Origin of the sequence: Nonomuraea sp. NPDC050478 (genome assembly GCF_044458265.1) — a bacterium.
GTDB lineage: Bacteria > Actinomycetota > Actinomycetes > Streptosporangiales > Streptosporangiaceae > Nonomuraea > Nonomuraea ferruginea.
This window is the reverse complement of record NZ_JBITHT010000010.1, coordinates 135,875-153,093: the sequence shown is the minus strand read 5'-3', so window position 1 is coordinate 153,093 and position 17,219 is coordinate 135,875. Positions and strand designations below refer to the sequence as shown.

Here is a 17,219-nt window from a genome sequence, read left to right as displayed (position 1 = left end):
TCAGGTCAGCGTGCCGGTTATGCGCCACAGGTCGTAGCTCCACAGCGAGGCGCACGTCCCAGCGCAGCTCTCGGTGAAGATGACCGTGAGCGATCCGGTGTCGGGCAGCGTGCCGTAGACGGTACGCAAGATGCCGGCGTTGTGGTTGCGGGGCAGGCCGGTGAGCGCGGGGTCGATGACGCCCTCGACGCGCCAGGAGCCGCCGCCGTTCCAGATGGACGCGCCGTCGATGCTGGCTACCTGGAGCGAGGCGCCGATCTGCTTCGGGGGGACGGTCGGGTACGGGTGCTGCTCACGTACGGCGTAGAAGCGGTCACGGGAGGGGTCGTAGGCGACGTCGAAGTTGTTGAGCACGTCGGGCTTCCCGTCGGTCCCGGTCAGCCCGGCCCTGGTCACCTCGACGGCGGGGCCGACCACGGGGGCGGACATGTCGGCCAGGGTGATGTCGCGCCGGTACGCCCGCGTCCCGCCGGGACCGCCCGCGGTGTAGAACAGCAGCAGCCGGCCGGCGGCGGGATTGACGGCGGTGACAGCGGGCTGGCCGACGCCCCACGCGGCGGGGTCGTCGAAGGGGAAGCCCACGAGCGGCTTCGGATACTTCACCCACGGCCCGTCGAGGGTCTTGGCGAAGGCCACGCCGACCTGGTTGTGGGCGCTGGCGTTCACGTCGTTGCCCAGGTAGAACATCGCGTAGCCGTACGTGACGCCCTGATATCGAGCGGTGACCGCGACGACGGCGGGGTCGCAGTTGTGGTACTTGTCCCAGCCGGTGCCACCGGAGGCGATGACCCGCCGGTCGCCGACGATCTTCCCGCCGGACCGGCGAGTGTGCCAGATGTCGTCCTTGATCTTGCCGTCGGTGGTGTTGTGACAGGTCCAATAGTGCTCGGTGGCGCCCTGTTCGATCGCGGCGGGAGCGTACGCGTAGAGCTTGCCCTTCGGATCGTAGACCTGCTGGACCGACCCCGGCTTCCATCCGGCGGCGGCATGGGCGGACGCCGGGAACAGCGAACAGGCGAGCACGAATAAACAGGTCAACTCGCGAACCAGCACGACGGCTCCTTCATGGGCAGGGACGGAGGGATCAGCGCGATGCTTCATGATCCTCCACGTTCCGGTCACGGGTCACGACTTTCACGATTCGACGCGACCTTCATGGTCAGCGGTCCCAGCGGTCGACGACCGAGTCTCCGGCCCCGGCGGTGCTCCGGACTCCGCGCGGCGCCACGGCCGCGACCTCGACCAAGGTGCCGGCGGCCAGGCCCATGACGCATCCTCGATGCCCGAACCCGACTGCCGCGATCGCGCATCCCGGATAGCGGGCGTAGCGGTGCAGGTGGGACCGTGCACGTAGCGGGTCGTCAGGCGGACCACGCCACGAGGAGCTCCGCCGGGCCGTACGCGGCGTCGAGCCCTGCGCAGTCGGTCCCGCTGCGCAGGGCGGCGATCACCGGGATGGGATCGGACGTGAGAGAGGCGCGGTGTCGGTGCAGCGCCGCGAGGTCGTGCCGGTCGAACGGGGAGTTCTCCAGCCACTTCACGGAGCCGACGAACAGCAGTTCCTTGGCGATCGGCGCGCGGTCCGCTCCCACGATGTCGATCTCCACGTCGTTGGTACAGGTCCAGTAACCGCCGACGACGGGGGCAGCGGGCAGGTTCGCGTCGGGCAGCAGCCGTGCCAACGCCTCGCGCACCAGAGGCTCGACGGCCCTGCCGCGCCAGCTGGTCCAGTTCTCGCGGATACGCCGCAGCGTCAGGTCTCCTCGGCCCCGCTCGATCTCCTCCATCGCCGGGCCCAGGAGCTTCAGCCAGAAGCGGAGGTAGGAATCCTTGACCCGGTAACGACGATCCTTCGAGGGCCGGGTGGAGACAGGAAGCTGCCGCGATGATCCGCTTGTCCGTGAGAATCTCCAGCGCCCGATGGAGCGGGCCGCCCCGATCCCCCCGGCGGCGCGGGCGATGTTGGTGAAGTTCCGCTCACCGCTGCCGATCGCTGAGAGGACAGCGCGGGCCTGCACCTGCTGGGGGAACTCCGCAGCGAGCGAGCGCTCCGCCGACACCGGATCGCTGAGTGACCCCAGAGCACCGGACTGGCAAGTTACTAACATCAATGTTAGTAACATCCGTGTTAGCAACATGCCCGCGCTCCACCTCGGCCAGCGACAACGTACCCATCAAGGTGGCCCGGAGGATCTGCGGGCGTGCTCATGTGGCTTCCCTCCGTCAGCATCCTGGCGGATCTCGCCGGCAAGAGCGAGACCGTGCCCAGCAGCCAGTCCGCGAGCCGGTCGCGTTCGACCAGGATGAGCGGCTCCCGCGCGCCCAGGGCTTCGGCCTGGCCTGCTTGGTGAGACGGGCGGAGTGACCAGGACGCCGGTGTGGCCCGCGAAGGTGTTGGCCAGCGCACCGAGAAAGTCGCGTACGTCGCGGGCGCCGACCGGCTTGCCGTAGCGCTTGCACTGGATGGCGTAGCGGCCGTGGCCCGGAGCGAGAGGCTGTGATGTCCACCCCTCGGTCACCGGCACCGCCGCGCTGACGGACCTGGCGGAACCCGTCGGCGATCATCCGTTCGGCGACAAGGTGCTCGAACTCGGGCCCCGACATCCGATCGACCTTCTCCAGCTCGACGTTGGCGGCCAGAAAGCACCGTCTCTCTGCCCGGATCATGCGCTGCCGGAGAACGAGTCCGCCGGCGTAATACGCCGAGCAGGCAGGTGATCCCCAGGGCCCAGCCGGGGTGTTCGGCGGCGAACCACACGCCCGCGACGCCCGCGACGCAGACTACCGCGGCTGCCCGCTGCCTCCTTCGTGCCCTCTTCCCTCTCCTGGAGCACCTCGCCATCAGATTCTCCCGAGGGGACCGTCGCCTTCAGGCGACGGGGAATCGGGAGCGGGAGGGCCGCCAGAGCCGCCAGGGCCGAGCGTGCCCTGACTTGTCAGGTCCGCGCATAGGGATGTCCTTCCGGGGTTTTGTCGGCGCCAGCCGATACTGTGGTGCTGTCGTTACCGAACGTGACAGGAGGTGGGGTGTGCGCAGGTCGTCGAAGTTCCTGCTGCGCCCCACCCGCCACCAGGAGATCGCTCTCACCGCGTGTCTGGAGGACCACCGGCAGCTCTACAACGCCGCCCTGGAACACCGCCGCACCGCCTACGCCAAGGCGCGCGTGAGCGTCCGGTACGGCGACCAGTCCGCCGAGCTGAAACACATCCGCGCCGACGACACCGGCGGGCAGGGCCGCTGGTCCTTCTCCTCCCAGCAGGCCACCCTGCGACGCCTCGACAAGGCGTTCGCCGCGTTCTTCCGCCGGGTCAAGGCCGGGCACACCCCGGGCTTCCCGCGTTTCAAAGGGCGCGGCTGGTTCGACACCGTCGAGTGGCCCAAGGACGGCGACGGCTGCCGGTGGGACTCCCAGCCCGAACACCCAAAAGCGACCTTCGTCCGGCTCCAAGGAATCGGCCACGTCCGCGTCCACCAGCACCGGCCCGTACGCGGCCGGGTCAAGACGATCGCCGTCAAGCGCGAGGGCTCCCGCTGGTACGTGGTCCTGTCGTGCGACAACGTGCCCGTCGGCTCACTGCCTGCGACAGGCGCGATGGCCGGGATCGACATGGGCATCGCCTCGCTCCTCACCACCTCCGACGGCGTGCACGTGGCGAACCCACGTCACCTGGCCGCCACCGCCGGCCGCCTCGCGGACGCGCAGCGCGACTTGGCCCGCAAGCAGCGCGGCTCCCGGCGGCGGCGCAAGGCGGTGGCCCGCGTCGCCGCCCTGCACGGCAAGGTCCGCCGTCAGCGCCTGGACCACGCGCACAAGGCCGCGCTCGCCCTGGTCCGCGCCTACGACGTGATCGTGCACGAAGACCTGCGGATCACGAACATGACCTGCGGCGCGTCCGGCACGATCGAGGCTCCCGGCCGGAACGTCGCCCAGAAGTCGGGCCTCAACCGTTCGATTCTGGACGCGGGCTGGGGGGTGTTCCTGACGATCCTGTCGCACAAGGCTGAAAGCGCCGGTCGAGAGCTGATCGCGGTGAACCCCGCCGGCACCTCCCGCACATGCTCACGTTGCGGGCACTGCGCGAAGGCGAACCGCGTCACCCAGGCCGAGTTCCGGTGCGTGTCGTGCGGGCATGCCGCGCACGCCGACGTGAACGCGGCGGTCAACATCGTGAGGGCAGGGCTTGCCCTTCGCCAGGCTGCGGAAGCGGCTTAGCGAGAAGCCGCTCCCTTCAGGGAGCGGAGGAGTCACGGTGCCTCCTCGATGAGTGGTCCCGAAGGCAAGTGTGAGCGAGAGGACCGACAGATCGTCAGCGCAACGTCGCCGTGAAACCGCGGCCGTGGGCGTGGCGGGTCGTCGCCTGGATCAGCATCCCGCCCGGCACCCGCCGCACCTTCACCCCCTCGTCCGCCGAGTCGACCCGGAGACGCGGCCCGTGGAGCACGACGCTGACCCGGTCCCGCCGCATCGTCGGGTCCGACAGCGCGACCACCGTACGCTCACCCGATTGCACGATCACCGAAGCGGGCCCGTCGACCAGCATCCGCCCGGCGAGACGCGGCCCGTCCGAGAAGACGTTGGCCGCCACGATCCCGAGCCCCTTGTGCTCGATCGCCTGGACGTGCCGGTCGTTGGCCAGCACGCGCACCGTCCCACGCGCGTACCCGCGCAACCCGGCCTCGGTCGCGCCGGGCACCAGAGCGTAGGCGAGCTCGGGAACCTGACCGCCCGCGGGATGGGTGACCGACGCGGTGAAGACGTTCTTGGTAACGCTGGTGTCTGGATTGCTCGTACGGACGACTCTGCGGCTGCGGGTCACCGTCTCCAGCCCGGCGGTGACGGGCTGCCTGGTGAGGAAGGCGTAGCCGACGGCGGTGCCGCGGGTGCCGTTGGCGTAGCGCAGCCAGCGGGGCGGCGTGGTGTCACCCGCCTGCCAGGCTCCCCCCTGCCAGCGTTCGCCGGTGACCGCGACCGCGTCACCGGGAGCGGCGATGCGGCTGTCCACCGTCGTCACCGCGGCACGCCCGCCCTGCCCGGCGACCCCCGCCACCAGCACCACGATCTCGTCGTCGAGCATGAACCACGACTTGGTGGCCCGGGCATTCCGATAAGCCACGAAATCCTCGGGCAGAACCCCCTCCTGCTTGGCCGTATAGGCCACGTCATCGGACTGCACGAAACCGGCCGCCCCGTACACCCCGGACGTCACCCCGCCGGAGAACGCGTTCTCGCCACGCGGGAAGTACACGTACGTGTTCTGCGACTCCGACGACGAGGTGAAGTTCAGCGGATGCCCCGGGTTCTCGTACCAGAACCGCCCGTACAGCTCCGGCACCGTCCGCCGCTCCTCCACCGGCGCGGTGACGCCGGCCAGCCGGTACGGGGAGACGGCCGTGAAGTAGTCGACCCCGAACACCTCCCGCTGGTCCTCGCCCGCCAGATAGAGGTAGTAAGCCCCATCCCCCTGAAACCAGGGCATGAGGTTCTCCCCGTTCATGTACTCGTACTTGCTGATCCGCTCCGAACTCCGCGCCAGCGCGAACGCGTACCCGGGCCGCCGGTGCACGGCCCGGTCCATGGCGTTGAAGGCCACGGACCGCGAAGGCGGGTTCAGGTCGGCGGCCGGGATGGCGTCGTCAGAGCGGATGGCCGAGTAACGGGCGATGCTGACCGGAGAGACGAACGACCCCGTGTCGGCGGCAGGCAGGTGCTTGACGTACTTCTTCAACGCCAGCGCGCTGTCCCCGCCGACGTGGTCCGCCAGGTCGGCGATGGCCTCCACGATGATCCCGACGTCCGCGTACCCGGTGTTGGTACGGGAGACCGCGCGCCCCTTGACGATCTCCATCATCCAGCCCTCGAAGATGAGCGGGGCGAAGCCGTCGGTGATCCACCTGTAGACCACCTCCCCCAGCCCTGACCCGGTGGTCGCGCCTTCGAGCGTCTTGAGGGTCTGGACGACGCGGGTCAGCAGGATGCGCCCGTACGAGCCGGTGTAGGCGACCGAGTGGTGCTGGATGAAGGAGCCGTCCTCGTAGTAGCCGTCGGTGACGCCGTGCCGCAGATCGTACGGGTCGATGGTGGCGAAGACGGTGGCCTGGTCGGCGATGGCCTTGGCGACGCGGGCGTCGTCGGCGGTGAGGGCGCCCTGGAGGATGCGGTTGGCGGTGATGTCGGCGAGGTTGGCGCCGGTGTGGAAGCGGGAGTCGAGGTCGACGTCGCCGTCCTTGCCGTTGCGGAGGTAGGCGTCCATCGTGGCGAGGTACGTGGACGTCAGAGCGGGGCGTTCGTCACGTAAGAGGTCGGCGAGCAGGACCAGGGTCCGGCTGACGTGGGTGGGGATGCCGATCTCCCAGTTGTGCCAGTTGCCGTAGTAGCCCGCCGCCTGGTCGCCGAAGTGGCGCTCGTGCAGCCATTGGAGTCCCTCGACGACGCGCCGCTGGACGGTGGCGTCGCCGTCGAGTTCGCCGCCGGGGGTGCGGGTGGCGAGCGCGATCTCGTACAGGAACTGGAAGGCCTGGCGGAGTGCGGCGTCGTCGGCGCCGAGCGTGAGGCCGGCGAACAGCTCGCCGTCGCCTGCCTGGTCCATGGCGGTGAGGCGCTGCCTGGCGGTCCTGAGGATGGCGGCGAGCTTGGCGGCGACCTCGGGTCGGGTGTTGCTGTCGGAGGTGCCGGCGAGCATGGCCACGGTGTTGGCGAGCAGCCGGGCGTGGTCGGCGCCGGACGCGGCGGCGCGCACGGGAGAGGCTACGGCGAGGAGGCCGGCGGCGGGGAGGAGGGAGAGGGCCTGGCGGCGAGACAGATGCGGCACGGCTTGACTCCGGGCTGTCGGGGGCTCCTCACATGATCCACACTCATCGCGTTGGAATCCATAGCCATCTCGTGGTTTATCGATGAAGAAATCTTTCACGTCCTGGTGGGGGCCGAGGACCTCTACAGATCGCCCGCCCAGGGTTGAAAGTGGACACGGTGGCGGGGACCGGTGAAGATCGGGGGGAGGAGGAGCGATGATCCTGGACAGGCGTCCCCGGCTCGCTCTGGCCGCGGGCGGTCTGCTCGTGACCGGCATCGCGGTCATGCTCGTCACCCGGCCGCTGCGGCATCAGGTGTTCACGCCCCGCGTCCTCGCGAGCGTGTGATCACGGCTGTCATCGTGATCGTTCCCACCGTCCTGGAGCTCGTTCCGCGGACCGTCCACATGGTGTGGGGTGTGGCGGCCGTGGCTTTCGGCGGTGTGGCGGCGCTCTCGGCTGGGCGGAGGAGCGGAGCCGCGAGGGGTACGTTCCGGTCTGTGTCTGTGTCTGTGGCTGGGAAGGCGAACCGCGAGCGAGCTCGTCGCAGGCCCTGGAGAAGGCGGGAGATCACGACTCACGGGCCTGTGAGCGCTGATGGTCAGTCGTCCACGTGCGACAGGATGACGGCGTCCGCCACCAGGGTGATCTGGTTCTGCCCGTAGCAGTCGGCCTGGTGGGTGGCGAGGTCCGTGCCGCAGCCCGCGCAGACGAGGTTGGGGCCGTCGATCTCGCTGATCCCGCAGCAGCCGCCGACCCGGGACCGGTCCGGGTGCAGGAGCATGCCGACCGCGTCGTCCGGGTGGATCACCAGGCCGGGCGGTTCGCCGGAGAACTCCTCGGGCCGGTGGTTGGCCGCGTACGTGCCGCGCGGCATCCGCGGGGGCTGGATGCGGTCGGTGGGCACGGTCGCGCCGGCGATGGCGGTGTAGTGCGCCGGCGGCAGGGGGATCCTGCGGACCGGCAGGGTGATCGGGCGACGGCAGGCGAAGCAGAGGAAACGCGCCACAAGGGCGACGATACTTGACGTCAACCGAACTTGAGGTTGCACCGTACGAGGATGAACAGCTTCGAGATCGGCGTCATCCTGCCCGGAGTCAGTGTGGGCATCGACCTGCGGGAGGCGGCGCGGCACGCCGAGGACGCCGGGCTGGACGGCGTGTGGCACGGTGACCACCTCGCCTGGGCCGCCAAGCAGGTCGCGACGCTCCAGTACGTGTCGGGCGGCCGGCTGGTGCTCGGGGTCGGTTCGGGTGGCGGCCTCGGGCAGTGGGCCGCCGCCGGGGTGCCCTATGCCGAGCGCGGGCCCCGTACCGACAGCGCGCTGCGGCTCCTCCCGCGCCTGCTGGCGGGTGAGCGGACCGAGGTCGAGGGCGCGGCCGTCGAGCTGGCGCCGTCCGTGCCGATGCCCCCGGTCTGGGTCGGGAACGCGTCCATGACGGCGATCCGGCGGGCCGCGCGGCTGGGGGACGGCTGGTTCCCCTCCCTGATCTCCCCCGCTCAGCTGGCCGAGGGCGCGGCGCGGCTCGCCGAGCTGGCAGCGGAGCACGGCAGGCCCGCGCCGGTCGTCGCGATCGGGGGGACCTGCGCCCTGGGCACGGGGGTCCCTTCCCGTGAGGAGATCGCGTCAGGCATCGGCGGCGCCTACGGGCGTCCCGTGGAGGAGGTGATCGACATCCCGCTGACCGGCCGTCCGGAGGAGGCCGCCGAGAGGCTGGCCGCCTACCGGGAGGCGGGGGCGCGGCACGCGGTGGTCGGGATAGCGGGCGGGGACTGGCGGACGCAGGTCGAGCTGCTGGCGGAGGTTCGCAAAATCTTGCATGACACGCATTGATGCGCGTTGTGTATGTTTGACCTGTCCCCTCTAGACAGGATGCGTACATGAGCGCCGACACCGCGCAGACCGCGACGCCCGAAGAGTCGCCGAGCTCCAGCCCCACGGCGATGCGCCAGATCATCCCCCCGGACATGCTGGAGCGCGGGCAGTGCCCGTTCGACCCGCCGCCCGGTCTGCGCGAGCGGCGCGGTCAGGGGGCGGTGCAGCCGCTGCCGCTGCGCAACGGCGCGCAGGCGTGGCTGGTGACCGGCTTCGAGGAGGCGCGCACCGTACTGTCCGATCCGCGGTTCAGCGCCGACAAGATGCGCCACCGCGACGCCACGTCGATGCAGCCGCACGAGGTGGACGCGCCCACCACCCCCGAACCGCCCGCGACCCGCGAGGACGGGTTCTTCGTCTTCATGGACCCGCCCGAGCACACCCGGCTGCGGCGGCTGCTGACCGGCCAGTTCACCGTGCGGCGGATGAAGGCGCTGGAGTCGCGGGTCACCGAGATCGCCGTCGAGCACATCGAGGCGATGAAGGCGGCCGGCGACGAGGCCGACCTGGTGCCGGCGTTCGCGCTGCCGCTGCCGTCGCTGGTGATCTGCGAGCTGCTCGGCGTCGACTACGCCGACCGGGCCGAGTTCCAGGAGCACACCTCCGTGGCGCTCGACAGCAGCGCCGACCCCGAGCGGCGGGCGCTGTCCGGGGCCGAGCTGTACGGGTTCATGCAGCGCCTGGTCGCCCACAAGCGCGCCCACCCGGCCGACGACCTGCTGTCCGGGCTCGTCCACGACGCCGACCCGCCGCTCACCGACGCCCAGCTCGTCGACGTCGCGCTCGTCCTGCTCGGCGCGGGCCACGAGACGACCGCCAACCAGCTGAGCCTGAGCGCGTTCGCTCTGCTGGAGAACCCCGACCAGCTCGCCGCGCTGCGCGCCGACCCCTCCCTGATCGACAACGCGGTCGAGGAGCTGCTCCGCCACCTGTCGATCATCCAGCTCGGCGTCAACCGGGTCACGACCGAGCCCGTCACGCTGGGCGGCGTCGACATCCCCGCCGGCGCCACGGTCGTGATCGCCACCCCCGAGGTCAACCGCGACGCCCAGCACTGGCCCGACCCCGACCGGCTCGACGTGCGGCGCCCCCGCACCCCGCACCTCGCCTTCGGTCACGGCGTCCACCAGTGCCTCGGCCAGCAGCTCGCCCGCGTCGAGATGCAGATCGGCCTGCGCGAGCTGATCACCCGCCTGCCGGGCCTGCGCCTGGCCGTGCCGGCCGAGAAGATCCCGGTACGCAACGAGATGCTGATCTTCGGCGTCCACTCGCTACCTGTGACCTGGTCATGACGACGCTTCCGGGGCGGCGTGAGCGGAAGAAACAGGCCACCCGCGCCGCCCTGAAGGAGGCCGCGCTGCGGCTGGCGATCCGCGACGGGGTCGAGAACGTCACCGTCGAGCGGATCGCCGACGAGGCCGACATCGCGCTGCGCACCTTCTTCAACTACTTCTCCAGCAAGGAGGAGGCGGTGGTGGCCACCGTGTCCTCGGCCGCGGAGGCGCTCATCGCCGAGTTCCGGGCCCGGCCCCGTACGGAGTCCGTTCTGCGGGCCTTCCGTGAGGCGGTGCTGGTGATCCTGAACGAGAGTGACGCGGCCAACCGCGACTACCTGGCGGTGGTCAGGCTGATCCACCGGACGCCGTCGCTCGTACCGCAGCAGCTCGCCATGCTCGCCGCCCAGGAGAAGGCGCTGGCTTCAGCGATCGCCGAACGTGTCGATGTCCCTGAGGACTCCGTCTATCCGATGGTGTGCGCGGCGGCGGTGCACGCGGCGCTGCGGATCGTGGTCAACCAGTGGCTGGAGGCGGGGCGGGAACCGTCCGCCGAGGTGCTGGGGCGGCAGGTCGACCTGGTGATCGCCGAACTCGCCGCCGGTCTGGACCGTCCCTGCTCAGGTGATGGCGCCGGTGGCGGTGCAGACGTGGAAGCGGTTCATGGTTAGTTCGAGCTTGACGGGGATGTCTTCGGCCAGGTCGAGGTCCTTGATCTTGTTCGGCGAGTTCGCCGCGGCGCTCAGGTATCCGATCTGGGCTCCCGTCCGGGCGTTGAAGAGGCGGAGGATCACGCGGTACGAGGTGCCGTTCTTGAGCGTCATGCGCTCGTCCAGGGCGTAGAAGTTGCCCTTCACCTGGTTGGTCGTGCTGTTGTCGTAGAGGAACTGGGTGTAGGCCGACCTCCCGCCGGCGTCGCCGTCGTTCTGGTAGGAGTTCGCCCAGCACTGCCAGCCCGCGGCGGCGTGCGCCTGGGCGGGGGTCACCGCCATCGTGAGGGCGGACGACAGGACGATCATGCCGATCTTTCTTCGCATGCGTTCGGTGCTCCTTGCTCGCGCCGGGGCCGTTCCCCGGTTTCGCCAGCACGCTAATGACCGGCGTTATCGTCCGGCTTAACGGCGAAGGCCTTCCGGCTGTGCGCCAGCGCCTCCCGTACGGCCGGGCTGTGGGTGTTCTTCCAGACGAGGGCGAGCCGGGCGGGAGCCTCGACGTCGTCGATGACGCGGGCGGCGAGCCGGTCGCGGTGGTGCGCGGCCATCGACTCGCTGAGGATGCCGACGCCGAGCCCCCGCGCGGCCAGGTCGGCGACGGCGTCCCCGGCACTGGCCTGGAACGCGATCACCGGCCGGCGGTCTCTCGCGGCGCAGGCCCGGTCGAACACGGCCCGCAGCCCGGTGCCCTCCGGCATGCAGACGATCGGGTACGCGGTCAGCTCGTCCAGGGTGACCCGTTCCCGGCCCGCGAGGGGATGGCCGGGAGGCACCGCCGCGACGAGGCGTTCGCTGATGATCGTCATCGTGTGGAGCCCGTCGTGCTCGCCGGTCTCCGTCCCGATGAGGGCCAGGTCGATCGTCCCGGTTCGTACGCTCTCGGCGAGCCGGTCGGAGTTGCCCTCCAGCAGCGAGATCTCCACTCCCGGGTGCGCCCGGTGGAAGGCGGCGAGGGCGTCGAACAGCGGCGTGACCGTACAGCCGATGACCATGCCGACGGTGAGCCTGCCCCGGATCAGGTCGGTCACCTCCCCCACTGCCTGCTTGACGGCGTTGGAGGCGGCGAGGGCGGCGCGGGCGTGTTCGAGCGCGGCCTTGCCGGCGACGGTGAGGGTGACGGTGCGGGTGTGCCTTTCGAAGAGCTCGGCGCCGAGCTCGCGTTCGAGCTGGCGGATCTGGGCGCTGACGCCGGACTGGCTGATGTGGACGCGCTCGGCGGCTCTGGTGAAGTTGCGCTCTTCGGCGACGGCGATGAAGTACTCGAGCTGCCGGAGTTCCATAAGGGTTGATTCTAGTTTTGACGAGGTCTATCCGTTGGGCTTCTAGCATGCCTGTTCAACAGCGCCCCGAAGACGGCACCCGTGCCCTCAGAACCATCTCGCGACGACGCCGACGATGATCCCCACGAGTCCCACTGCGGCGACCGCTGCCGCGTTGCGCAAGCGGAAGGCCCGAAGCCTCAGGGCCATCCCCGCCGCGGTGATGAAGATCAAGTCGATGGAGACGTGGGGAAGCGCTGCCAGAGCGCCCTGCACTCCCCGGAATCCGGCCCGGTCACGCCCGCTGGTGATCTGAGCCGGATAGACGCGGCCAGGCTCGCCCCAGGAGAAGGCGCCGACCGCCGTCACCTTGTCGCCGGTGGCCGCGTACACGAAGTCGCCCGTGCACACCTGCCTGCCGTACCTGCTGGACTCCAGGTCATGGCACTCCTGAACGGTCAAGGTGCCCGGAGCGCCGGTGAGACCGGTCGCCAATCCGATGTCGACCAGTGCGGGGACAGTGGCCGTCAGGGTCCATCCCACCGCCGCGACCATCGTGGCGACGACCAGGACGACCATGGTGAACATCGACTCGCCGGAGGCTTCGGAACGAGAGGGCATGGTGTCACTGTGGAGTGATGGGTTTGCGACTCACTTGGAAACCACTGGGCCGTGCGAAACGGTCAAGGCCGTCGTGACCCTCGACGCTGGGCGCCCGACTTCCTGCTCACCGCCCCCGTCGAGGAGGACATCGGACGCGATGCGCAGCGATGAGTCCGCCGGCGCCCAGAGGTCTACTTCTCGACCCAGACAACCAACGCATCGGGAGTAAGGGCATGGGCCTCATCCACATCGAGCTGTTCGCCACCCTCGACCTCGTCGGGCAGTCGCCCGGCAGCCCCGACGAGGACCCGGTGGGGTTCCCGTTCGGCGGGTGGCAGGCGCCCCTGCTGGACGAGGCCTCAGGCGCGCAGGTCTCCGCCGCGTACGAGGGCACGGACGCACTCCTGCTCGGCCGACGGACCTACGACATCTTCGCCGCCTACTGGCCGCACCAGGAGGGCGAGATCGCCACGCTGTTCAACAGCGTCCCGAAGTACGTGGCCTCCCGCGGCACGCCCGACCTCTCGTGGGCCGGTTCCACGCGGCTCGGCCCGGACCTGGCCGGCGCGGTGCGCGAGATCCGCGACCGGCACGAGCACGTGAAGGTCGTCGGGAGCCTGAACCTGGTGCAGACCCTCCTGCGCGAGAAGCTTTTCGACCGTCTCGACCTCTGGGTGCACCCCATCGTGCTCGGCGTCGGCAAGAAGGTCTTCGACGGCGGCGCGGTGCCCACGAACGTCACACTCCTCGAACCACCGGCAGCCGGCCCGAAGGGAACCGTCTACCTGCGCTACGGGCTCGCCGAGGGCACACCCGAGACAGGGGACATGAGCCGCGTTTCATAAGTGCTGGTTTTGGCTTCAAGCGGAACCAGCTGTTGGACTTCTGACGGGTTGGATGGGGATGCTGGAGGCATGAGCGCATACGAGAAGGCCATGCGACCTGAAGACATCACCCGGCTGTTCGTCGAGCGGTCCAACGCCGGGGACGCGGCCGGGGTCGCTGATCTGTACGAGGAGGACGCGGTGCTGGCCTACCCGCCGGGGAGCCAGACCGTGGGGCGGGAGGCGATCCGCGAGCTGTGGTCGAAAGTGCTGGCCGGGCGTCCCCGGTTCTCGCCGGAGGAGCCGCTGCCCACGTTGATCAGCGGCGACATCGCCCTGACCTCGACTCCGCCCAAGGACGGTTCCGGTGCTCGCGCGCAGGTGGTCCGGCGTCAGGCTGACGGGAGCTGGCTGCGGGTGCTCGACCAGCCCGAATTCGTGCCGCCGGGCCGCTCCTAGGACGGGCGAGGGGCGCGGCGGTCCTGACGCTGGGCGAGCTCTTCGTCGTCCACCAGGGTGAGCATCGGCTTGCCGGGCTCACACAGCATGGTGACGGTGAAGCGGAGCCGGATGTCGTCGCGGTGGTTGCCGTCCTGGTAGTGGATGACATCGCCGCCTGGCTCCCAGAAGACCTCACCGGCCCGCAGGACCCGCTCCGGCTGGCCTTCCAGCTCGAACAGCATCTCGCCTTCCAACACGTAGCCGAACGCCGGGCCGGAGTGCCGGTGCGGCGGCGTGCCGGGGTCACCGGGCGGGAACTCGATGACCACGGTCATCACGTGCGCCCCCTCGGGGATGAAGGGCGGCTCGACCTCCTGCAGCAAGGTGAGCGCCGTCTGCCAGGCGGGTTTGGCCTCGGACATGGGACCTATCTCCAGTCTCTGTAGCGGATCTCGCCGAGAGTGGCGCCGTCATCCGGCACCAGCGACCGCTCGCGCAGCTCGGCTCCGAAGTAGTGCGCGTGCGGGTCGGTGACCACCTCACGCGGATCACCCCAGGAGGCGAGCACCTCCCGGAAGAACTCGTCCATCCGGACCTGCTCGGGCCCCGCCACGTCGACCCTGCCGTTCGACGGCTCCCCCACCGAGACCCGGCCGACCGCCCGCGCGACGTCGTCACCCGCGATGGGCTGGAAGAGCACGGGCGCCATCCGCACCTTGCCACCGTCCGTCGCCTCGTCGGCGATGCTCGGGACGAACTCGAAGAACTGGGTGGCGCGTACGAGCGAGAACGGGATCGGCGACTCCTCGATCAGCTTCTCCTGGGCTGCCTTTGCCTGGAAGTACGGGCGCGCGGGCGGGCGATCCGCGCCTACTATCGACAGGACGACGTGGTGGCCGACGCCGGCTTCTGCCTCCGTGGCGAGCAGGTTGCGGGTGGAGGTGTCGAAGAACTCCCGCACGGCGGACTCCTCGAAGGAGGAGGACTTTGACACGTCGACCACCACGGACGCGCCCTCCAGCGCTTCGGCCAGGCCTTCGCCGGTGACGGCGTTCACCCCGGTGCTCGGGGATGCCGCCACTGCCTCGTGGCCACGCTCGTCCAGCTTGGCCACGAGCTTCGAACCGATCAGACCGGTACCGCCTACTACGACGATCTTCATTCCTGACCTTTCCCTGCGAGGTGCCCTTGGCCTCGTGGCTGCTGGTGCAGGACAGGACGGCTTCCTGGCCTGAGTCGCTTGTGGACCTCGTCTTTGAGCGTCCCTCGTGCTGTCTCTGCTGCCACGTACAGGGCGGCAAACTTTCAGCAACCCTCGAGAACGTCCCTGCCTGGCCGAAGTGCTGCACGAAAATCCACGCCCAGACCGTTGACGACCTGTTCGATGAGCAGCAGTAGCTCGGTCAGCCGCGGGCGGGCGTGCGGAAGACCTGGCGGGCGTGCCAGCCGATGTGGTCCGGCTTGACCGTGTCCAGGCCCGGCTGGGGTTCGCGGGCCGGGCGTCCGGCCAGGGAGAGGACCATGTCGCGGGATGCCTGCGACCGGCCCACGTATCTGGCCGAGACGGTGATGGTGCGGTCCTGCGTCAGTCCGAGGACGCCCTTGTCGAACAGTTTGTGGTGGATCGCGCACAGGCACAGCCCGTTGGTCAGGTCGTCCGGGCCGTCGAAGGCCCACCAGCGGACGTGCGCCGCGTCCAGGCCCACCGCCGTGCCGTCCAGCCAGCCGTCGTACGCGCAGAACGCGCAGCAGTACTCGTACGCCATCAGCACCTGATCGCGGAACCCGGGGCCGCGGCGGACCGGCGGTGGCTTCCTGGCCTCGGCGGTGGTCTCCGCCGTCTCCAGGTCCAGGCCGGCCAGCATGCAGAGGTCGGTGTGCAGGGACGGGGCGAAGTTGGCGTCGAGGAGGTAGCGGGCGATCCGTCCCAGCAGGCCGGGTTCCTCCGACAGGGCGCGGGCCAGGTCGGGGTGGAGGCGGCCGCTGGCCTGGCTGTCGCGCAATCTGCCCAGTTCGGGGCCGGGGCTGCCCGGGCCGTGCAGGGTCTCGACCAGCCAGAGGCCGTCGCTGGTCAGGTGGTGGAACGGGTAGCCGGGGCTGGTGTCGCGGGGCGGGCCGTACTCCTTGAGCAGGGTCTTGAGCTCGGCCTCCGCGGCGCTGAAGGGGATCGGCCGGTTGCCGTGGCGTTGGAACCGGCCCAGGGCGTACAGGAGGAGGAGCGGTTTGTGCGGCGCGCGTTCGCCGCCTCTGGTCCAGCGCCGGATCTCGGCGACCCGCTCGATCCAGTCCACGATCGTCAGTGTAGGGCGATCTTCCGGTTGTTGGAGGTCAGCAGATCTGCTCGCCGGGCTGGTGGGTTGATCACAGTCGGCTTCAAGCGGATCGCAAGGCGGACGGCCTATCTCTAGAAGTGATCACGTCACGTACCATCCCGGAGTTCCCTCATGCGCCTGCTCGCCTTCCTCGCCGCCCTGGCCCTCCCCCTCACCTTGGCCTCCCCGGCCGCCGCCGACCGCACGTCCTGGAAATGGGGGACCGTGTACTCCGCTGACGCCAAGGCCAGCGCCTGGGGCAAGGTGACGGTGGGCCAGTCCGGGTTCGTCGTCTCCGGCAACGTGCGGGACGTCCCCGGCAAGGCCTGCTCCTGGGTGATCGTCCGCGCCCAGAGTGCGAAGAACGGACGCTGGAAGACCCACGGCTTCTACTACTGCAAGCCCGGCGTCGGCACCTTCCGCCAGAGCTACGGGTACGTGCTGCAGATCAAGGTCCAGGTGTGCCGGGGCACCGCCAAGCAGCCCACCGGGTCGTGCTCGAAGGCGAAGACAATCTTCACCCAGGGCAGCTAAGGCTCTGGCCACCGGTGGTAGCGGGCGGCGCGGGCCTCGTTCTCGGTGCAGAAGAAGCGGCTGTCCAGCGGGGTCACTACGTAGAAGTCGCTGCCGGGCATCCGGTAGCTGTAGGCGGCGGCGAAGTTCGTGGCGACGAGCGGCAGCCCGCCGCACCTGATCACGTGGATCGGGAAGCTCGCCATGGCGGTGGTGAGCGGCGTTGCGAGCGCGATCACGTACATCGCGATCGCCGTAACCAGTGCCCGCAGCCAGTCGGGCGAGAGCCCGATCAGTGCGAGGGGGATCAAGCCCAGGATGTAGGCCAGTGCCAGCAGTACCAGGTACCAGCCCAGGAAAGCCGCGGGCTCGTGCAGCGACGAGGCCGCCACGGCCAGACCAGCCGTCGGGATGACCAGGAGGAACGCTGCCAGCCACGCACTCGCCACAGCGAATCGCTTCATATGGATATGACGGGTCGGGCCGGGGGTTCGTTCGGGTCGATCAGCCACGGGCGGGCGTCGGAGCCGGCACCCGCGTGAATGGGGCAACCGGGGTGGTTAAGGGCGTGACCTGATGACCACTTAAGGTAGTTGACATGTCACAATGAGTGT

19 protein-coding genes and 1 pseudogene are annotated in these 17,219 nt (G+C 69.8%); 8 read left to right on the top strand and 12 right to left on the bottom strand.

Annotation, left to right across the window (positions count from 1 at the left end):
* The 3 genes and pseudogenes from ACIBF7_RS39845 to ACIBF7_RS39835 all read right to left on the bottom strand — a co-directional run bounded on the left by ACIBF7_RS39845 (nt 1) and on the right by ACIBF7_RS39835 (nt 2,604).
* Nucleotides 1-1,053 carry a hypothetical protein gene (locus ACIBF7_RS39845; protein ID WP_397199416.1) on the bottom strand — a complete coding sequence of 351 codons (1,053 nt, stop codon included), beginning with the start codon at nt 1,051-1,053 and terminating at the stop codon, nt 1-3.
* Between the two features lie 308 nt (nt 1,054-1,361).
* Nucleotides 1,362-2,108 carry a DUF234 domain-containing protein gene (locus ACIBF7_RS39840; RefSeq protein WP_397199415.1) on the bottom strand — a complete coding sequence of 249 codons (747 nt, stop codon included), beginning with the start codon at nt 2,106-2,108 and terminating at the stop codon, nt 1,362-1,364.
* Nucleotides 2,109-2,174: 66 nt separating this feature from the next.
* Nucleotides 2,175-2,604: pseudogene (locus ACIBF7_RS39835) on the bottom strand (restriction endonuclease).
* A 425-nt stretch (nt 2,605-3,029) separates the two neighbouring features.
* Here ACIBF7_RS39835 and ACIBF7_RS39830 point away from each other — a divergent pair.
* Entirely contained in the window at nt 3,030-4,214 is a 1,185-nt protein-coding gene (locus tag ACIBF7_RS39830; RefSeq protein ID WP_397199414.1) for an RNA-guided endonuclease InsQ/TnpB family protein, read from the top strand.
* Nucleotides 4,215-4,308: 94 nt separating this feature from the next.
* Here ACIBF7_RS39830 and ACIBF7_RS39825 read toward each other — a convergent pair whose 3' ends face one another.
* A complete protein-coding gene (locus ACIBF7_RS39825; RefSeq protein ID WP_397199413.1) occupies nt 4,309-6,810 on the bottom strand; it encodes a polysaccharide lyase family 8 super-sandwich domain-containing protein in 2,502 nt (833 codons plus the stop codon).
* A 196-nt stretch (nt 6,811-7,006) separates the two neighbouring features.
* Between ACIBF7_RS39825 and ACIBF7_RS39820 the strand changes: the two genes are divergently transcribed.
* Entirely contained in the window at nt 7,007-7,138 is a 132-nt protein-coding gene (locus ACIBF7_RS39820) for a hypothetical protein (protein WP_364233488.1), read from the top strand.
* A 253-nt stretch (nt 7,139-7,391) separates the two neighbouring features.
* Here ACIBF7_RS39820 and ACIBF7_RS39815 read toward each other — a convergent pair whose 3' ends face one another.
* Nucleotides 7,392-7,799: a hypothetical protein gene (locus ACIBF7_RS39815; RefSeq protein WP_397199412.1), complete on the bottom strand. Its 408-nt coding sequence runs from the start codon at nt 7,797-7,799 to the stop codon at nt 7,392-7,394.
* A 51-nt stretch (nt 7,800-7,850) separates the two neighbouring features.
* Here ACIBF7_RS39815 and ACIBF7_RS39810 point away from each other — a divergent pair, with 51 nt between their 5' ends.
* Genes ACIBF7_RS39810 through ACIBF7_RS39800 form a run of 3 tightly spaced genes read left to right on the top strand, consistent with a single transcriptional unit; the run spans nt 7,851 to nt 10,611 of the window.
* Nucleotides 7,851-8,624, top strand: a complete 774-nt coding sequence (locus ACIBF7_RS39810; RefSeq protein ID WP_364233492.1) for an LLM class flavin-dependent oxidoreductase — start codon at nt 7,851-7,853, stop codon at nt 8,622-8,624.
* A 47-nt stretch (nt 8,625-8,671) separates the two neighbouring features.
* Nucleotides 8,672-9,958: a cytochrome P450 gene (locus ACIBF7_RS39805; RefSeq protein ID WP_364233494.1), complete on the top strand. Its 1,287-nt coding sequence runs from the start codon at nt 8,672-8,674 to the stop codon at nt 9,956-9,958.
* Nucleotides 9,955-10,611, top strand: a complete 657-nt coding sequence (locus ACIBF7_RS39800) for a TetR/AcrR family transcriptional regulator (RefSeq protein ID WP_271276142.1) — start codon at nt 9,955-9,957, stop codon at nt 10,609-10,611. Before ACIBF7_RS39805 ends, ACIBF7_RS39800 begins: the two co-directional genes overlap by 4 nt.
* On the opposite strand, the gene ACIBF7_RS39795 is transcribed toward ACIBF7_RS39800, so the two are convergent.
* From ACIBF7_RS39795 to ACIBF7_RS39785, 3 genes are all read right to left on the bottom strand, one after another.
* The gene (locus tag ACIBF7_RS39795; protein ID WP_271276143.1) at nt 10,561-10,977 is read right to left on the bottom strand and encodes a hypothetical protein; all 417 of its coding nucleotides are present in this window, start codon (nt 10,975-10,977) and stop codon (nt 10,561-10,563) included. The genes ACIBF7_RS39800 and ACIBF7_RS39795 overlap by 51 nt on opposite strands.
* 53 nt (nt 10,978-11,030) lie before the next feature.
* On the bottom strand, nt 11,031-11,933 hold the full coding sequence (locus tag ACIBF7_RS39790; RefSeq protein ID WP_397199411.1) for a LysR family transcriptional regulator: 903 nt from the start codon (nt 11,931-11,933) through the stop codon (nt 11,031-11,033).
* Nucleotides 11,934-12,020: 87 nt separating this feature from the next.
* Entirely contained in the window at nt 12,021-12,533 is a 513-nt protein-coding gene (locus tag ACIBF7_RS39785) for a hypothetical protein (RefSeq protein ID WP_397199410.1), read from the bottom strand.
* A 215-nt stretch (nt 12,534-12,748) separates the two neighbouring features.
* On the opposite strand from ACIBF7_RS39785, the gene ACIBF7_RS39780 reads away from it, so the two are divergent.
* A complete protein-coding gene (locus ACIBF7_RS39780) occupies nt 12,749-13,360 on the top strand; it encodes a dihydrofolate reductase family protein (protein ID WP_271276146.1) in 612 nt (203 codons plus the stop codon).
* Between the two features lie 69 nt (nt 13,361-13,429).
* Nucleotides 13,430-13,798, top strand: coding sequence for an SgcJ/EcaC family oxidoreductase (locus ACIBF7_RS39775; protein ID WP_148035025.1), 369 nt, complete (start codon nt 13,430-13,432; stop codon nt 13,796-13,798).
* Here the strand turns inward: ACIBF7_RS39775 and ACIBF7_RS39770 are convergent.
* The 3 genes from ACIBF7_RS39770 to ACIBF7_RS39760 all read right to left on the bottom strand — a co-directional run bounded on the left by ACIBF7_RS39770 (nt 13,795) and on the right by ACIBF7_RS39760 (nt 16,071).
* Nucleotides 13,795-14,202, bottom strand: coding sequence for a cupin domain-containing protein (locus ACIBF7_RS39770; RefSeq protein ID WP_397199409.1), 408 nt, complete (start codon nt 14,200-14,202; stop codon nt 13,795-13,797). The genes ACIBF7_RS39775 and ACIBF7_RS39770 overlap by 4 nt on opposite strands.
* 5 nt (nt 14,203-14,207) lie before the next feature.
* On the bottom strand, nt 14,208-14,942 hold the full coding sequence (locus ACIBF7_RS39765; RefSeq protein ID WP_397199408.1) for an SDR family oxidoreductase: 735 nt from the start codon (nt 14,940-14,942) through the stop codon (nt 14,208-14,210).
* A 241-nt stretch (nt 14,943-15,183) separates the two neighbouring features.
* Entirely contained in the window at nt 15,184-16,071 is an 888-nt protein-coding gene (locus ACIBF7_RS39760) for a phosphorothioated DNA-binding restriction endonuclease (RefSeq protein ID WP_397199407.1), read from the bottom strand.
* A gap of 153 nt (nt 16,072-16,224) precedes the next feature.
* On the opposite strand from ACIBF7_RS39760, the gene ACIBF7_RS39755 reads away from it, so the two are divergent.
* Nucleotides 16,225-16,626: a hypothetical protein gene (locus tag ACIBF7_RS39755; protein WP_397199406.1), complete on the top strand. Its 402-nt coding sequence runs from the start codon at nt 16,225-16,227 to the stop codon at nt 16,624-16,626.
* Here the strand turns inward: ACIBF7_RS39755 and ACIBF7_RS39750 are convergent.
* Nucleotides 16,623-17,069 (bottom strand): hypothetical protein, encoded by a 447-nt coding sequence (locus ACIBF7_RS39750; RefSeq protein WP_148035033.1) that lies wholly within the window; start codon nt 17,067-17,069, stop codon nt 16,623-16,625. The genes ACIBF7_RS39755 and ACIBF7_RS39750 overlap by 4 nt on opposite strands.
* Nucleotides 17,070-17,219 lie beyond the last annotated feature (150 nt).

Excerpts from the sequence above, each read along its gene's own strand:
- ACIBF7_RS39770 (WP_397199409.1), bottom strand. The coding sequence starts at position 14,202 with ATGTCCGAGGCCAAACCCGCCTGGCAGACGGCGCTCACCTTGCTGCAG.
- ACIBF7_RS39840 (WP_397199415.1), bottom strand. The coding sequence starts at position 2,108 with ATGTTAGTAACTTGCCAGTCCGGTGCTCTGGGGTCACTCAGCGATCCG.
- ACIBF7_RS39765 (WP_397199408.1), bottom strand. The coding sequence starts at position 14,942 with ATGAAGATCGTCGTAGTAGGCGGTACCGGTCTGATCGGTTCGAAGCTC.
- ACIBF7_RS39805 (WP_364233494.1), top strand. The coding sequence starts at position 8,672 with ATGAGCGCCGACACCGCGCAGACCGCGACGCCCGAAGAGTCGCCGAGC.
- ACIBF7_RS39750 (WP_148035033.1), bottom strand. The coding sequence starts at position 17,069 with ATGAAGCGATTCGCTGTGGCGAGTGCGTGGCTGGCAGCGTTCCTCCTG.
- ACIBF7_RS39790 (WP_397199411.1), bottom strand. The coding sequence starts at position 11,933 with ATGGAACTCCGGCAGCTCGAGTACTTCATCGCCGTCGCCGAAGAGCGC.
- ACIBF7_RS39820 (WP_364233488.1), top strand. The coding sequence starts at position 7,007 with ATGATCCTGGACAGGCGTCCCCGGCTCGCTCTGGCCGCGGGCGGTCTG.
- ACIBF7_RS39775 (WP_148035025.1), top strand. The coding sequence starts at position 13,430 with ATGAGCGCATACGAGAAGGCCATGCGACCTGAAGACATCACCCGGCTG.
- ACIBF7_RS39810 (WP_364233492.1), top strand. The coding sequence starts at position 7,851 with ATGAACAGCTTCGAGATCGGCGTCATCCTGCCCGGAGTCAGTGTGGGC.
- ACIBF7_RS39785 (WP_397199410.1), bottom strand. The coding sequence starts at position 12,533 with ATGCCCTCTCGTTCCGAAGCCTCCGGCGAGTCGATGTTCACCATGGTC.
- ACIBF7_RS39800 (WP_271276142.1), top strand. The coding sequence starts at position 9,955 with ATGACGACGCTTCCGGGGCGGCGTGAGCGGAAGAAACAGGCCACCCGC.
- ACIBF7_RS39795 (WP_271276143.1), bottom strand. The coding sequence starts at position 10,977 with ATGCGAAGAAAGATCGGCATGATCGTCCTGTCGTCCGCCCTCACGATG.
- ACIBF7_RS39755 (WP_397199406.1), top strand. The coding sequence starts at position 16,225 with ATGCGCCTGCTCGCCTTCCTCGCCGCCCTGGCCCTCCCCCTCACCTTG.
- ACIBF7_RS39780 (WP_271276146.1), top strand. The coding sequence starts at position 12,749 with ATGGGCCTCATCCACATCGAGCTGTTCGCCACCCTCGACCTCGTCGGG.